This is a genomic window from Microbacterium sp. JB110, assembly GCF_003335195.1.
Taxonomy (GTDB): domain Bacteria; phylum Actinomycetota; class Actinomycetes; order Actinomycetales; family Microbacteriaceae; genus Microbacterium.
Map to the genome: position 1 here is coordinate 137,017 of NZ_QPGM01000006.1, position 14,136 is coordinate 151,152.

The window sequence follows — 14,136 nt, forward strand, 5'->3', positions numbered from 1 at the left end:
CGGGCACGTCGTCGCACATGGTTTCAGCCGGATGCTTCGAGAGCTGTGTTGACTTCTTCTGCGGCAGCGTCGAGTGCTTCCTGAGGATCAGTGTCTTCCAGGAGTGCGCTCTGGATGTGCGGGCGGATCATGTTCATGATCTTCGTGGCCTGCGCGTGGGGGAAATCGGTGCGAAGGTGCTCAAGGTGCTCGGTTCCCTCGGCGATCTGGGGATCATCGGAGAACAGCCCGGTGATGTCCGTGCGAGGCGAGAGGAACCCGGATTCGCCGAGGAGGTCCTCGAGGAACTCTGGTTCGCCGAGGAAGCGCACCCATGCCTTGGCGGCCTCGGGCACGTCTGTGGTGTTGAAGACGGACCAGCCGCCGACGGAGCCGGACGCAACCTGCTCGACATCCTTCATTGGCGGCACCGTCTCGATCACGTCCGGATTCACGACCTCTCGCGTTGCGCGGAGGTTCTCGCCCATGACGTAGGCGACGTGTTCCTGGCCGACCGAGGACTGCTCGAACGGCTGCTCGACGCCCAAGGGCTCGGTCGGCACCCAGTCGTTGTCCACCATCTCCTTGAGGAACTCCAGCGCCTTCACGCCTTCAGGGCCGTTAAATGCCGCTTCGGTCTGGTCTTCGTTCAGAACCTCGCCGCCGGCCTGCCAGAGGTAGGGGAAGAACGTGAGATTGAGGCTGTTGGTGCCGGAGTACTCCGTCAGGTAGTAGCCGGCGTCCTTCACGGCGGGCGCCGCCTCGCGGAGGTCGTCCCAGCTCGTCGGGCAGTCAGCGATGTCGGCTGCGGCGAGGACTTCGGCGTTGCAGTAGGAGGTGTTGAACGACACGAGCGTCGGCGCAGCGTAGAGAGTGCCTTCGCGGGTGCCCGCTTCGAGTGCGGAGTCGGCGAACGCGCTCCAGTCGTCCCGGATGTCGTCGAGCGGCAGGAGCAGGTCCTGGCCGGCGAAGTTCGTCACATAACCCGGATTGAAGTAGACGACATCGGGCTCGGTGCCTCCTGTGATCGCGGTCACCAGCATGGTTTCGCGGTTCTTCCACGGCTTCACCACGACCTCGATCTCCACGTCCGGGTAGATCTCGTTGAACCGGTCGATGTGGGGCTGGTACCACGAGGGGTCGTCGACCGTCGCTAGCGGGAACGCCCACATGGTCACCTTCCCGGAGATGTCGTCGCCGCTCTGCGCCCCGGGGGCTTCTGCGCCTCCGCACGCTGTGAGAAGTAGCAACGTGCCCGCCGCCGCAACGCCTGTCGCAATTCTCGCCTGGTTCCTCATGAGTCCCTCCATTGGGTTCGGACGTACTGTGCGATGAGCACTGCAATCGGTTGCAGTAAACGTAGTGAGCGCTCCAGACGTGTGTCAAGGGGTGCTGTTCCACCGTGCGCCGTTGATCCGGCGGATGGGCCCGTGCGCTCAGTCGCCGGATGCGGCCACGCTGAACCCGGTGCTGCGGGTCCACACGCGCAGACCCCGCACTCGCATTCGGGTCTGATACATCAGACGCAGCGCGATTCTCCCCGCGCTCAGCACGGGGCCGTGGTTCTGGTGGGGGTCGTCGTGCCCTTCGACCACCCACTCACCGTCGATCGCGCCGCGGAGAAGCCCGCCCTGCTGCAGGAACAGCAGGGTGTGCCATTCGCCGACGGTGATGTTCTCCGAGGCGGAAAGGGCGAGATTGCGCGCCCACGGGTTCTTCACGAGGGTGTGCGACGCGAGATGCTTCGGCGTCGTCGGTGTGCGGCGGTAGAAGCCCCAGTAGTAGTTGCGCAGCCGGTTTCGGTTGATCACCTGCATCGCTCCGCGGGCGAGGTTGCCCGGATCAGCCAGCACATCCTCTCGCTGCATTCCGGCGGCGTGCGTCACGAGCATCCCGAACCCGCTGTCCTGCTCCATGCGGAAGTCGAAGGAGACGGCGAGGTCTCCCTCGAACGTCTCGGGGCTCCACAGATACATCCGTGACTCGTCGGCGATCTCGTCCGGTGTCTGCAGCAGCAGTCCCTCTGGCGTGGTGCGCAGCTCTTTCATGCCGTACGGCTCCTGCTGGCAGCCGTGCAGCGTCCAGCCATCGATATCCTCGGGGCGGGTGAAGTCCGTCTCTCTGCGCAGAACCCATTCAGGGCTCGGGTGCCAATCAACAGTTCTTCCCGGCCTGGGTTCGAACAGGGGCCGGAGCCGGTCGGCGGCCTCCCGGCTGCGCGGTGACGCCGACGTATCGAAGTCCGTCTTCACTTCGTCGTCGTCAAGGGCGCGCTCGTGCAGCTCGATCTCGCCGAAGGTCATCGCCGGGTTGCCGATGTGCAGCCTGGTGCCCGGCGTATCGGCGGTGAAGTCGAACTCGCTGATGCCCGCGAGCACGCCGTTCACCCAGATGCACATCCGCTTCTGCGATTCGGAGTAGGTCAGCACGAAGCGGTACCAGGTCGCCGCGGAGAGAAGCAGCTGCTCGACCTGGGTGGACGCGGGCAGCTTGCCCGGCGCCGGTGTGCCGTGAACGAGCTTCGCCAGCATGGCGGGGCGGATCTGCGAGGTCCAGTACCAGCCGAACACATTCCCGCCCAGGCCCTTGTGAGCAGGAGCATCGGTGATGAGTGGATAGCGTGCGGCCTCGGGGTCATGCTCTGCGATCCAGGGCAGCGGGGCGGCGATGTCGAGATCCTCCAGCGGGCACACCCACAGGCCGATCGCCCACTCGCCGGAGCGCAGCAGGTCGGTGTCCAGCGTCAGCTCGGTGTCGCGGGTCGTGGGGTGGTACCCGCTGTGGCCGTCCGCTTCGACGAATCGGTGTGGTCCGTGCTGGCGCATCACGGGGGCGGACGCCGCCAGTGCGTCGGGGGTGCTCAGGTCGAAGGTCTGCATTCAGGTGTCCTCCCGTGCTCGGTCTGCCGTCGTTCACTCCGCCAGCAGCGCGGGCACAGGCTGTGACGGATGCGGCTCGTCGCCGACGTCGTGCTGCAGTTGCCACAGCTGCGCCTTGAGGCTCTCGCGGATCTCGGCGTAGGCGGTGTGGTGGTACACGTTGTGCACCTCATCCGGATCCTCTGCGAGGTCGTACAGCTCCCACTCCGGCGGATAGGTCTGACCCGAGGTGCCCGGCAGGCCGAGGCCGTCGCCGTAGAAGTAGATGAGCTTGTACCGCTTCGTGCGGATGCCGTAGTGCGCCGGTGCATGATGGTTGGCGTCGTCGTTCTCGTAGTAGCGATAGTAGAACGCGTCACGATCCGGTTGCTCGCGCCCCGTGAGCGTGGGCAGGAAGCTCTCGCCTTGCATGCCGTCTGCGGGTTCGACGCCCGCCGCGTCCAGGATGGTGCGCGCGAAGTCGACGTTGGTGACGATCCGGTCGACGGGGTCGCCGGGGGCGATCGCGGCCGGGTAGCTCAGCAGGAGGGGCATCCGGATGGACTCCTCATACATGAAGCGCTTGTCGAACCAGCCGTGGTCGCCGAGGAAGAATCCCTGGTCGGAGGTGTAGGCCAGCAGGGTGTCGTCGAACTCGCCGCGTTCGCGAAGCCGATCGATCACGCGCCCGACGTTGTCGTCGACGCTCGCCACGCACGCCAAGTAGTCCTCCATGTACCTGCGGTACTTCCAGAGGTCCAGCTCGTCGGGGGAGAGGTCTTCCGGCGGGTCCGTCTTCAGATCCCGTCTGTTCAGGTCGGCGGCGACACGCATCGCCGCACGCTTCGCCGCTGCCGATCGACCGGACCCGTCGTCGTCGAACGTTGCCGGAACCGGAAGGGGCGCATCCGCGTACATGCCGTCGTGGGCGGCATCCGGCTCCCACCACCGATGCGGTGCCTTGTGATGGATGAGCAGGCACCACGGCTCGTCCGAGTCGAGCGAGTCCAGCCAGCCCAACGCTCTGTCGGTGAGCACATCCGTGACGTACCCCGGCACGGTCTCAGCTCCTGCCGCGGAGAGCAGCTGCGGGTCGAAGTACTCGCCCTGGTCGCGCAGCACCTCCCAGTGGTCGAAGCCCTGCGGGTCGTGGCCTTCTCCCTCCCCGAGGTGCCACTTGCCGACGATGCCGGTGCGGTACCCGGCTCGCTTCAACTGCGAGACGAACGTCGGCCGGCTCGCATCCAGTGGTGTCTCCAGCGTCGTCGCGCCGTTCACATGGCTGTACGTGCCGGTCAGGATCGAGGCGCGGCTCGGCGTGCACAACGCATTCGTGCAGAAGCAGTTGTCGAGCCGCCTGCCGTGCTCGGCGATCTCGTCGATGCGGGGCGTCGTGTTGACGACCGATCCGTAGGTGCCGACGGCGTGCGCGGCGTGGTCGTCGGCCAGGATCATCAGGATGTTCGGGCGCTTGCGCGGTGCAGATCCGGTCATGCCAGTCTCTCCTCACTCCGGCGGGGTCACCAGACCCGGTGGGTTCCGCCGTCGTCGGCGCTTTCCTGCGCCAACAGCGCCACACGCGTCGCGAGCAGGCTCTGTCGTGTGGTGACTTCGGGTTCGCGGCCCGCGGCGACCGCGTCGAAGAAGTACGCGGCAGGGCGACGGGCCGGAGGAAGGTCGATCACGTGCCGCGGCTGGTCGTGGGTTTCGACCGTGAGCGCGTCGTACGCCCAATCGAGTTCTGCGGTGCCCCGAGTGCCCGTCACGCGCATGCGATAGTGCCCGTGCACCTCGGACGCCTGCGGGGCGAGCCAGTTGGCCTCGATCGTGGCGGAGACCTCTCCGGCGTGAAGCAACACGGCGACGTGATCATCGAAGTCCGGATGGTGTGCACGGCGGGCATTGCCGGTGAGCGCCGACACGGTACCCGCGGCGGCGCCGCTGAGTGTGAGGACAAGGTCGATGTCGTGCACGGGCAGATCGCCGGCGATGCCGCCGTACGTGTCCCGATGCAGAAACCACCCCGGACGGGCGGGCTGGTTGAGTTTGTGCGGGCCGGTGCTCGCCACGAGCGCGACTTCGCCGAGGGTGCCTTCCGCGAGCAGACGCCGTAGGGCGAGCGTGGCCGGATAGAAGCGCTTCTCGAACACGACCGACACGTGCAGGCCGGTCTGCTCCGCTCGGCGCTCGATGCGGTCGAGGTCTGCGAGCGACGTGCACAGCGGCTTGTCGGCGACGACGTGCGCACCCGCGTCAAGAGCGGAGAGCACCGCCGACGCGCGCTCGCTGTAGATGCCGACGACGAGGGCGATGTCGATCTCGTGCGCGCGCAGCAGATCGTCGATGCGGTCGTAGACGGGCACGTCGCCGAGGTCGGAGAGGAAGGTGTGCCGCATCGTCTCATCCGGTTCGGCTGCGGCGACGAGCTCGCAGTCGCTCCTGGCGGCAACCTCGTCGAGCGCATATGCGACGTGCGGGTGCGCTGCCCCGAGAATGGCGACGCGCATCAGCTGCCGGCCCCGACGGTCACGCGGCGACCCGACTCGGCAGCGTCGTAGATGCCGCAGAGCAGTCTCACCGTGTGTGCGGCCTCGTGCGCGTCGACCGTGCAGGGGCGTCTGTCTCGGATGGCCGAGAACACTTCCTGCCACATCGACACGTGGCCGACCAGGCCGATCGCGGCCGGATCGGAGGCTCCGCTGGTGACGCCGTCGCCGAACTCCGGGCGCGTCACGCCGGGCACATCCCACCGGGTGATCTCGCCCTGACCGAGCTCCACCGTGCCGAGCGAGGTGTGCAGCGTCAGCGTCGCGGGGGTGCCCGGGGGTGCTCCCGTCGTCGTGCTGATCGTGCCGAGCGCGCCCGAGGCGAAGCGCACGGTGGAGACCGTGGTGTCTTCGGCCTCCATATCGTGGGCGAGTGTGGCGCTCTGCGCCGTCACCTCATCGGCCGGGCCGCAGAGCCACTGCAGCAGGTCGACGTTGTGCACGCCCTGGTTCATCAGCGAACCGCCGCCCGGATGAGCGGCTCGCCACGGGGCGGCCGCGTAGTAGGCGTCGTCGCGCGTCCAGTGCACCTGCGTCGACGCGACGCGGACCCGGCCGAGACTGCCGTCGTCGAGCAGCGCCTTGATCGCCGCGGCTTCGGGTTCGAAGCGTCGCTGAGCGACCATCGCGATGACGACGCCGTGCGTGTCCTGAGCCTGCACGAGGGCGTCCGCATCCTGAGTCGAGAGCGCGATCGGCTTCTCCACGAGTGCGTGCCTGCCTGCCTGCGCCGCCTGCAGGGCGAGTGCGGCGTGGCTGTCGGACGGCGTGCAGATCGCAACCACATCCACATCCGGATGCGCGATCACGTCGGTGGGGGAGAGGCGGGCGGCATCCGGCCATCCGCACTCCGCCATCGTCTCGGGGGAGCCGCCGCTGAACGCGATCACGTGCGCGCCGGGCACGGAGCGCAGCGCTTTCGCGTGCGTCGTGCCGATGCTGCCGAGGCCGATGACCCCCACTTTGATGTCCGATGTCGCGGTCACGCTGCTCCCGTCGTTCGCCTTCGATACCGTTCCAGCGTAAGGGGGGTGAGGGAGGACATGCAACCGATTGCAGAAAATGTGAGCGCATGACAGGATGAGTGCGACGGCGCACCAGGTTCGCGTGTCGTCGGAGTTCGTGAACTGCAACGACGGAAGGGCACGCGTGAAACGCATCGGCTTCATCGGTACCGAGAACTCGCACACCGACCACTTCATCCGGTTCCTGAATCGGGAAGGGCGCCACCCCGGCTTCATCGCGGCGGCGCTCGCCGGCGGAGAGAACGAGAGGAATCTCGCGCTGGCGGAGGCCGGCGACATCGGTGTCGTCGTCGACGAGCCGGCGGATCTGATCGGTCGGGTGGACGCGGCGATCATCTCGACCCGCGATGGTGCGCTGCACCGCGAACAGGCCGAACCGCTGCTGCGGGCGGGGATCCCGGTGCTGGTCGATAAGCCGCTTGCGACGACCGTTTCCGACGCCGATGCGATCCTGCGCACGGCCGAGACATCCGGCGCCCTGGTGTACTCGGCGTCGGCGCTGCGGTTCGTGCCGCAGGTCGGCGAACTGACGGAAGCGGGCCGGGCCGCCGGAGCGCTGCGGCACCTGCACGTGGCGGGCGCCGGCGACCCCGACAGCCCCTACTCCGGACTGTTCTTCTACGGTATCCACCACGTCGAGACCGCGCTCGAGATGCTCGGCGATCCCGTCATCGGCGAGGGCGACATCGAGGTCGCGGTGCAGCGCGTCGCCGCCACGACGGTGGCGACGCTCCGACTCGGGAATGCCGAAGTGACGCTGACGTTCGTCGTGCCGAGCGAGAGCGAACGCACGCCGTTCCACGCCACCGCGGTGCACGCCGGTGGCGTGCTCACCCGAGAGCTCTCGCTCGGCCCTGACTACAACGCCCCTGCGCTGGCGGCCTTCGTCGGCGCGATCACATCGGGGCACGCCCCCGCCGATGCGAACACGATGCGAACCCCGGTCGCGGTGCTCTCCGCGATCGTCGACGCCCTTCCCACTGGAGAGGACAACTCATGACCGACCCCCGCCTGCGCTTCGGTGTGATCGGAGTGGGCATCATCGGGCGCCAGCACGTCGCCCGGCTGCTCTCCGATGACAGCCCCGCCGACCTCATCGCCATCGCCGACGTCTCGGAGGACGCCGCTCGCGCCGTCGCGGCCGAGCACGGCACCGTCGCCGAGACGGTCGACGGGCTCTTCGCCCGCGACGACATCGACGCCGTTGTGATCGCGATCCCGTCGGGGCTGCACGCCGAGACGGCCGTGGCCGCACTCGACGCGGGCAAGCACGTGCTGCTGGAGAAGCCGATCGACGTGACCGTCGACGCAGCCGACCGGATCATCGACGCCGAACGCCGCTCCGGCAAGGTGCTCACCGTCGTGAGCCAGCGCCGCTTCGCGCCGGAGAACCAGTTCCTGCGCGAGGCGATCCAGCAGGGGGATCTCGGAAAGATCACCTCGGCGAACATCGAAATCGCGCTGTGGCGCACACAGGAGTACTACGACTCCGGTGCCTGGCGCGGCACGTGGAAGCTGGACGGCGGCGGTGCTCTGATGAACCAGGGCGTGCACATGGTCGACCTGATCCTGTGGCTGCTCGGCGACGTCGAAGAGGTGCACGCATACGGAGGGCTGTTGGCGCACGAGCGCATCGAGGTGGAGGACACGATCGCCATCACCGCGCGCTTCGCGAGCGGCTCGATGCTGACGTTCCTCGCGAGCACCACGGCCAACGGCGAACTCCCGATTCGTGTTGCGGTGATGGGCGACGGCGGCGTTGCGGTGACGCTCGACGAACAATACGCGCACTTCACGACGGCGAACGGTCGTGAGGTGCCGGACTTCGAACCGAACGACGTCGGAATGGCAGGCCTGAACGACTTCGTCGCCGCCGTGCAGAACGGACACGCACCGCTGGTCACCTCGCAGCAGGCGCGCGCCGCCGTGGCGTTCATCGAGGCCGCCTACGACTCGATGCGCACGGGCAAGCCGGTAGTGCCGCGATGACCGCGGCCGGTGAGGCCGTCCGGCCTGTGCTCGACGCAGCGGACCCGAAAGTCTGGGTGTTCCTCGGCGACAGCGTCACCGCCGCGCAGTGGCACACCTGGGGCGGCCGCGGGTACGCCGAGCTGTTCGAGGAGCGACTGCGCGAGCTCGGACGGTCGCGCGACGCGGTCATCAACACCGCCGTCTCCGGTTGGCAGGTCACCGATCTCGAACCGCAGGTCGAGGCGCTGTGCACGCGGTTCCGGCCGGATGTCGTGTCGATCGCGTTCGGGCTCAACGACACGCGCGGGGGCGCCGACGGCGTCGCGGAATTCGGCCGCGTCTATCGCGATGTCGTTCGGCGGATCCAGGCGGAGACCGCGGCGGCCGTGATCATCGCCACCCCCAACGGAACTCTCCCCACGGCGCCGGAGCACGTCGTGACGCATCTGCCTGCCTATGTCGACGAGGTTCGCGCGGTCGCCGCCGACTGCGGAATGCCGCTCGTCGATCACTACGACGAGTGGCAGCGGACGAACGAAGCAGCGTGGTTCCACTGGCTCGGCCACGGCTGCCACCCCAACGCCTACGGTCATCGCGCGATGGCGCGGACGCTGATGCGCGAACTCGATGTCTGGGACCCGAATTCCCGGAGCGGGAGCCTGATGATCCCCGCGTGATGCGGCTCTCCCGTGAGGGATGCGGTACAGGCGTGAGGGATGTGGCGCGACGGAGCGCGTCGTCGACCGATGAAACGCGCGGCGATGCGGTGAGGAATCTGGCCATGAACGCGTCGCCTGTGCTGTTCGTGTCGGCGACGGCGGGCGCCGTGGCTGCGGGCGCGGGCGTGATCGCGTCGCTGCGCTTCGTGTGCAGACGGCCGGGCGCTGCCCGCGCTCGCGGCAGGGAGACGTGCGGGTACGGGTGTCGCCGGTGTCCTGCAACCGGAGCCGGCTGAGGAGTGTGGGCGGGCCGTCGCGGTCGGGGTTGACGTGGCGGCAGCAACCTGATCGCGTCCGATGAACCACCCTTCCCGGCGCATCGCATGCCAAATCTTCCGGGCCCCGTAAACACCGTAGTTCTCTGCATGGATCCGCTCGATCACAGGGGTCAGCGCGGCGTCGCGGAGGTGGCGGTCGCTGGCGGGGCGGGTCTTCGCGGCCCGATACCCGCGAGATGTGAGGAACCCACCCTCTGTCGCGCCCAGGGTGCGACAGATGAGCTCGACCCCGAACTGGTCGCGATACATGTCGATATACGCGATCATCTCGGCGTGGGCCGGTCGAGCTCCGCGGCGAAAAACGCCGACGCGGACTTGAGTATCTCGTTCGAACGTCGCAGCTCCGCGTTCTCACGCTTGAGCCGGCGGATCTCCGAGTGCGCATCACTCGTGACACCCGGCTTCGCCCCTGTGTCGACACGGGCTTGTTCGACCCAGCGGCGCAGCGCCTCGACCGAGACATTCAATTTCGGGGCAGTGAGTTTGATCACCTGATAGCTGGTCAGACCGTCCTCATCGGAGTCGAGCCTGTCCAACACCATGCGGACCGCACGGTCCTTGAACGCTTCCGGATACTTCGCGGGCATGTTCCCATCCTCTCGATAAAGGAACGGAACGAAACCCAGGGCGGTTCACAGACCGCCGCCGGCGTATATGAATGGACCAGCCCCACCGGGCGTGCCTACCGCGACAAGCCCGAACCCTCAGTCCGGTTCGTCGACAGCGAAGAACTCGCCAACGGCACCCTCATGCCCGACAGACACGACAGACGCGAACGCGACCCCGAGCCGGCGCCTTTCTGACGCCCCGGCGTGCCCGCCCGGTCTACCCCAGTCGGTGGTAGTTCTCGGCAGTCACCTCGCCCTGCAGCGTGCCGTCGTGCAGGAACTGTTCGATCTCGTCGACCACGCGTTCGCCTTGCGCCCAGCGCGCCTCCACCGTGCCGCCCGCGACATGGGGTGTGAGGATCGCGCCCTCCAAGCCGAAGAACGGGCTGTCGGATGGCAGCGGCTCGTCCGAGAAGACGTCGAGGGCGACGCGCAGTCGTCCCGACTGCACCTCGGCCAGCAGCGCCGCCTCGTCCGCGACCTGTGCGCGAGCCGTGTTGATCACGACGGCGTTGTCCGGAAGTAGCGCGAACTGCGCTGCGCCCAGCATGCCCTCCGTCTCCGGAGTGCTCGGCGCGTGGACCGACAGCACGTCGCTGGACGCGCACAGCTCATCGAGCCCCACCGGCTCGGCACCCAGCTCGCGCGCATCGTCGGCGGAGGCGTACGGGTCGAACGCTCTGATCGTCGTGGCGCCGAGGCCGCGCACCAGCCGAGCGAAGTGGCGGCCGACGCGGCTGAGTGAGACGATGCCGATCCGCTGCGCTGCGATGCTCTGACCGACCACACCCTTTCCGCCCTCGGCCCAATCGCGAGAAGCTTGGAAGCGGCGGTCATGCCACACCACGTTGCGCAGATGCGCCATGGCGAATGCGACGCTCATCTCGGCGACGGCGAGTGCCATCGCATCCGCGCCGCCCTGAGCGAGCCGCAGTGAGCCGCCGAGCGCATCAACCGGGAACAGGTTCCGCACCGACCCCGCGCTGTGCACGGCGAGGCGCAGCCGACGTCCGCGCAGGACGCTCGGATCGAACGGCTTCGTGCTCCACGACGTGACGAGTGCATCGTACTCGTCGCCGATGTCGCTCGGAACGGGAACCCTTCCCTCGTGTTCCTCGCCGCGCACGACGTCGCCGATCGCGGCCAGCCGCTTGCGTGCGTCTTCGTCATAGAGCCGATCGAAGTCATTGTCCGAGAGTGCGACGTAGATGCGTGCGGTCATGGAGTGCTCCTCCTCATTGAGTTCAGGCGGTGTGCACGATGTCGCCGGCGACGCGAACCTCGCGCACGCGGCTCGTGCTTTCGTCGAGATCGAGAACGACGGTGTCGGCTGTGCGGTCGGTGAGACCGAGCATCCGGGCGGGCTGTGTCGTCGCCATCGCGACCAGGTCCTCGTCGGGAAGGGGCAGTGCAGAGCGTGCCCAATCGACGCACTGCCGCAGCGAACATCCGGAGCCGGCGAGCAGCCCTGTCGCTGACAGCTGCAGGCGCCCGTCGTCGCAGACCGTGACGTCACCGCCGACAGGTGTGCGATACGTGCCGGGAGCGGACCCTGCCAGCGCGGCGGAGTCGGACGTCAGAAGGACCCGATGCGTGCCCTTCGCACGAATCATCGCGGTCGCCGTGTCCGCATCCAGGTGGTGCCCGTCGGTGATGAGCATCGCCGTGAGGCGATCGTCGGCGAGCTGTGCCCAGAGATGGTTCGGATGCCGGGGGAGCAGCCTGGCGGATCCGTTGCCCAGGTGAGTCGACAGCGTCGCTCCGGCATCCGCCGCCGCGTGCACATCATCCGGAGTCGGGGCCGCGTGGCCGAGGGACACGTGCACGCCCCGCTCGACGGCACCTGACGCGAACTCGGCAGCGCCCGGGCGCTCAGGCGCGAGTGTGACCACACGGACCAGGCCCCCTGAGGCCTCCTGCCAACGGTCGAGCTCCGCAAGGCTCGGATCGCGCATCGCGCTCGGATCGTGCGCTCCTCGTGCCCCATCGATCGCACTGAGGGCGGGCCCTTCCAAGTGCACTCCCGCGATCGAGTGCGCGACGCGGGAGTCGAGTCTGCGCGCTGCGGCCACCACCTCCAACGCATGCAGCATCCTCGGTTCGGAGGCGGTGATGATGGTGGGGAGATAGGTGGTCGTTCCCTCTGCCCACAGCTTCCTCGTGAGAGCGACGACCGTCTCCGTCGTGAGATCCGGCGCGTTCGCATCCTCCCCGCCGAAGCCATTCACCTGCAGGTCGACGAAGCCGGGCTGTGTCGAGGGACTCATAGCTGCGAGCGTACCGAGGAGCCTGTGAGCAGCCGTGCGGCAGAGGTATCGACGAACCAGTGCGCGTGGTGGTGGCGCTGCAGGTAGCTCGCGGGGCAGGAGCGTGCCACGGGGCCCTCGAGCGCGGCGGCGACGGCCGCGGCCTTGTGCGAGCCGAGTACTGTGCATACGAGCGTCGTCGCCGACATCAGTGCGGGAACGGTGAGTGTGAGTGCACGTGCCGGTACGTCGTCGAACGTGGGAAAGAGGCCGTCGTCGACCTGCTGGGTGCGTGAGGCATCGTCGAGCCGGATCTCACGCATCGTCACATCGTCGTCGATGTCGGCCTGGCCCGGTTCGTTGAAGGCGATATGACCGTTGACCCCGACGCCGAGGCATACGAGGTCGATCGGCGCTTCTGCGAGAAGTGCGGTGTACCTGGTGATCTCGTCGACGACGACGGCATCGGTCCTGATGCGCGCGAGACCGACGTGCGCATCGCGGGGGAGACGCTGCTCGAGCCAGCTGCCGAACGCCTGAGGGTGGTCCATCCGCAGGTCCAGGTACTCATCCATGTGGAACGCCGTGATGCGCGACCAGTCGATACGCGGATCCGTCGTCAGTTCGGCGAGCATCGCCTCCTGGGACGGGGCGCTGGCGAACACGACACGGGCGTGGCCCTTTTCGGCGATCGCGCGTTCGATCGTCGCGGCGGCGCAAGCCGCCGCACGCCGCGCGGTCTCACGCTCCGCGGTCTCCACCACGATCCACTCGGCCTGCGGATCGTGGTTGTCGACGTCCGTCATGAGCACCCCCTTGTTGCAATCGGTTGCAGTAGAGCTTAGGGCGATTCGCGACGCCGGTCAACATGGTCGAGCCGTGCCACACTGGCCGGATGAACGACCCTCGCCCCGAACCGCAGGATTTCGACGACTTCTGGGGTGACATGGCCGCACGTTCCCGGTCGATGGCACCGGAGTCGCGGCGCTCGTCGGGCGGGATCGACGGTGCGGATATCGTGCGGTTCACGTCGCTCGGCGGAGTCCGTCTGGGCGGCTGGCTCGTGCTGCCGGAAGGCGAGGTCACCTCGGCCGTCATCGTGGCGCACGGCTACGGAGGGCGGAACTCGCTCGACGCAGAATGGGCGCCCGCGGGCGCGGCGGTCTTCTATCCGGTGGCGCGCGGGCTGCCGACGCTGTCGACAGTGGAAGGAATCCCGGGGTTCTCGAAAGAACACGTGCTGCACGGGATCGGGTCGCGCGAGACGTATGTGCACGGCGGGTGCGCTGCCGACGTGTGGTGCGCCGTCAGCGCGCTGGAAGAGGTGCTCGGCAGGGCGTTGGGGGCATCGCAGGGAGGGCTTCGCCTGGGCTACTTCGGCCCGAGCTTCGGAGGCGGGATCGGGGCGATGGCAGTTCCGTGGGACGACCGGATCGACGCGGCATCGCTCTACGTGCCGAGTTTCGGCGCGCACGTCGCTCGGCTCGCTGAACCGAGCGTCGGCAGCGGCTCAGCGCTGGCGCAGTGGGTCGAGCACCATCCCGAGGCGTGGTCGGTCCTCGACTACTTCGACGCGGCCGCCTCGGCCCGGCGTCTGAAGGTCGCCACTATCGTCGCTCCTGCCGCAGAGGATCCGTCAGTGCCGCCCGTCGGTCAGCGGGCGATTGCGGATGCCGTGCCGCGCGAGCATCGCACGGTGATGCCGATGACCGCCGGTCATCTCGAGTATCCGGAGAAGGACGCGGAGATGGCGGCGTACGCCGAGGCCACGCGGCGGTTGTTCGCGGGGGTCTGAGCATGCAAGTCAGTCAGGAGCCGATACCGGACGCGTAGGTCCGTGTCATATCCCGAAGTCGTGCTCGGGGCGTTGGAGTAGAGCGGCTGCCGAGCGTTCGCCGTCCTCATC

The 14,136-nt window shown here is 67.9% G+C and carries 14 protein-coding genes; 4 read left to right on the forward strand and 10 right to left on the reverse strand.

The features are described from left to right. Positions 1-23: 23 nt before the first annotated feature. The 5 genes from CIK77_RS11810 to CIK77_RS11830 form a co-directional block, all read right to left on the reverse strand. Complete coding sequence (locus tag CIK77_RS11810; RefSeq protein WP_170934037.1) at positions 24-1,277, reverse strand: ABC transporter substrate-binding protein; 1,254 nt, start codon at positions 1,275-1,277, stop codon at positions 24-26. Between the two features lie 138 nt (positions 1,278-1,415). Beyond that, positions 1,416-2,858 carry a DUF1961 family protein gene (locus tag CIK77_RS11815; RefSeq protein ID WP_087053878.1) on the reverse strand — a complete coding sequence of 481 codons (1,443 nt, stop codon included), beginning with the start codon at positions 2,856-2,858 and terminating at the stop codon, positions 1,416-1,418. Positions 2,859-2,891: 33 nt separating this feature from the next. Continuing rightward, positions 2,892-4,331, reverse strand: coding sequence for a sulfatase family protein (locus CIK77_RS11820; RefSeq protein ID WP_087053877.1), 1,440 nt, complete (start codon positions 4,329-4,331; stop codon positions 2,892-2,894). Between the two features lie 26 nt (positions 4,332-4,357). Next, positions 4,358-5,344: a Gfo/Idh/MocA family protein gene (locus tag CIK77_RS11825; RefSeq protein WP_087053876.1), complete on the reverse strand. Its 987-nt coding sequence runs from the start codon at positions 5,342-5,344 to the stop codon at positions 4,358-4,360. Further along, positions 5,344-6,369, reverse strand: a complete 1,026-nt coding sequence (locus tag CIK77_RS11830) for a Gfo/Idh/MocA family protein (RefSeq protein WP_249268474.1) — start codon at positions 6,367-6,369, stop codon at positions 5,344-5,346. Before CIK77_RS11830 ends, CIK77_RS11825 begins: the two co-directional genes overlap by 1 nt. A gap of 94 nt (positions 6,370-6,463) precedes the next feature. Here CIK77_RS11830 and CIK77_RS11835 point away from each other — a divergent pair, with 94 nt between their 5' ends. Genes CIK77_RS11835 through CIK77_RS11845 form a run of 3 tightly spaced genes read left to right on the forward strand, consistent with a single transcriptional unit; the run spans position 6,464 to position 9,056 of the window. After that, positions 6,464-7,408 carry a Gfo/Idh/MocA family protein gene (locus CIK77_RS11835; protein ID WP_087053874.1) on the forward strand — a complete coding sequence of 315 codons (945 nt, stop codon included), beginning with the start codon at positions 6,464-6,466 and terminating at the stop codon, positions 7,406-7,408. Beyond that, a complete protein-coding gene (locus CIK77_RS11840; RefSeq protein WP_087053873.1) occupies positions 7,405-8,397 on the forward strand; it encodes a Gfo/Idh/MocA family protein in 993 nt (330 codons plus the stop codon). Before CIK77_RS11835 ends, CIK77_RS11840 begins: the two co-directional genes overlap by 4 nt. Continuing rightward, positions 8,394-9,056: an SGNH/GDSL hydrolase family protein gene (locus CIK77_RS11845; RefSeq protein ID WP_087053872.1), complete on the forward strand. Its 663-nt coding sequence runs from the start codon at positions 8,394-8,396 to the stop codon at positions 9,054-9,056. Before CIK77_RS11840 ends, CIK77_RS11845 begins: the two co-directional genes overlap by 4 nt. On the opposite strand, the gene CIK77_RS18355 is transcribed toward CIK77_RS11845, so the two are convergent. The 5 genes from CIK77_RS18355 to CIK77_RS11870 form a co-directional block, all read right to left on the reverse strand. Beyond that, positions 8,969-9,643 (reverse strand): IS3 family transposase, encoded by a 675-nt coding sequence (locus CIK77_RS18355; RefSeq protein ID WP_114347258.1) that lies wholly within the window; start codon positions 9,641-9,643, stop codon positions 8,969-8,971. The two genes, CIK77_RS11845 and CIK77_RS18355, sit on opposite strands and share 88 nt — an antisense overlap. After that, positions 9,640-9,963, reverse strand: a complete 324-nt coding sequence (locus CIK77_RS11855) for a transposase (RefSeq protein ID WP_087053871.1) — start codon at positions 9,961-9,963, stop codon at positions 9,640-9,642. The genes CIK77_RS18355 and CIK77_RS11855 overlap by 4 nt, the downstream gene beginning before the upstream one ends. A 238-nt stretch (positions 9,964-10,201) precedes the next feature. After that, on the reverse strand, positions 10,202-11,206 hold the full coding sequence (locus CIK77_RS11860; protein ID WP_087053870.1) for a hydroxyacid dehydrogenase: 1,005 nt from the start codon (positions 11,204-11,206) through the stop codon (positions 10,202-10,204). Positions 11,207-11,228: 22 nt separating this feature from the next. After that, positions 11,229-12,251: an N-acetylglucosamine-6-phosphate deacetylase gene (locus CIK77_RS11865; RefSeq protein WP_087053869.1), complete on the reverse strand. Its 1,023-nt coding sequence runs from the start codon at positions 12,249-12,251 to the stop codon at positions 11,229-11,231. Beyond that, positions 12,248-13,036: a 6-phosphogluconolactonase gene (locus tag CIK77_RS11870; protein WP_087053883.1), complete on the reverse strand. Its 789-nt coding sequence runs from the start codon at positions 13,034-13,036 to the stop codon at positions 12,248-12,250. Before CIK77_RS11870 ends, CIK77_RS11865 begins: the two co-directional genes overlap by 4 nt. A gap of 89 nt (positions 13,037-13,125) precedes the next feature. On the opposite strand from CIK77_RS11870, the gene CIK77_RS11875 reads away from it, so the two are divergent. After that, positions 13,126-14,025 carry an acetylxylan esterase gene (locus CIK77_RS11875; protein ID WP_170934034.1) on the forward strand — a complete coding sequence of 300 codons (900 nt, stop codon included), beginning with the start codon at positions 13,126-13,128 and terminating at the stop codon, positions 14,023-14,025. Positions 14,026-14,136 lie beyond the last annotated feature (111 nt).

What these genes read in the sequence shown, in the direction of transcription:
- CIK77_RS11810 (WP_170934037.1), bottom strand. Translation starts at nt 1,277, where the DNA reads ATGAGGAACCAGGCGAGAATTGCGACAGGCGTTGCGGCGGCGGGCACG.
- CIK77_RS11815 (WP_087053878.1), bottom strand. Translation starts at nt 2,858, where the DNA reads ATGCAGACCTTCGACCTGAGCACCCCCGACGCACTGGCGGCGTCCGCC.
- CIK77_RS11820 (WP_087053877.1), bottom strand. Translation starts at nt 4,331, where the DNA reads ATGACCGGATCTGCACCGCGCAAGCGCCCGAACATCCTGATGATCCTG.
- CIK77_RS11825 (WP_087053876.1), bottom strand. Translation starts at nt 5,344, where the DNA reads ATGCGCGTCGCCATTCTCGGGGCAGCGCACCCGCACGTCGCATATGCG.
- CIK77_RS11835 (WP_087053874.1), top strand. Translation starts at nt 6,464, where the DNA reads ATGAGTGCGACGGCGCACCAGGTTCGCGTGTCGTCGGAGTTCGTGAAC.
- CIK77_RS11840 (WP_087053873.1), top strand. Translation starts at nt 7,405, where the DNA reads ATGACCGACCCCCGCCTGCGCTTCGGTGTGATCGGAGTGGGCATCATC.
- CIK77_RS11845 (WP_087053872.1), top strand. Translation starts at nt 8,394, where the DNA reads ATGACCGCGGCCGGTGAGGCCGTCCGGCCTGTGCTCGACGCAGCGGAC.
- CIK77_RS18355 (WP_114347258.1), bottom strand. Translation starts at nt 9,643, where the DNA reads ATGATCGCGTATATCGACATGTATCGCGACCAGTTCGGGGTCGAGCTC.
- CIK77_RS11855 (WP_087053871.1), bottom strand. Translation starts at nt 9,963, where the DNA reads ATGCCCGCGAAGTATCCGGAAGCGTTCAAGGACCGTGCGGTCCGCATG.
- CIK77_RS11860 (WP_087053870.1), bottom strand. Translation starts at nt 11,206, where the DNA reads ATGACCGCACGCATCTACGTCGCACTCTCGGACAATGACTTCGATCGG.
- CIK77_RS11865 (WP_087053869.1), bottom strand. Translation starts at nt 12,251, where the DNA reads ATGAGTCCCTCGACACAGCCCGGCTTCGTCGACCTGCAGGTGAATGGC.
- CIK77_RS11870 (WP_087053883.1), bottom strand. Translation starts at nt 13,036, where the DNA reads ATGACGGACGTCGACAACCACGATCCGCAGGCCGAGTGGATCGTGGTG.
- CIK77_RS11875 (WP_170934034.1), top strand. Translation starts at nt 13,126, where the DNA reads ATGAACGACCCTCGCCCCGAACCGCAGGATTTCGACGACTTCTGGGGT.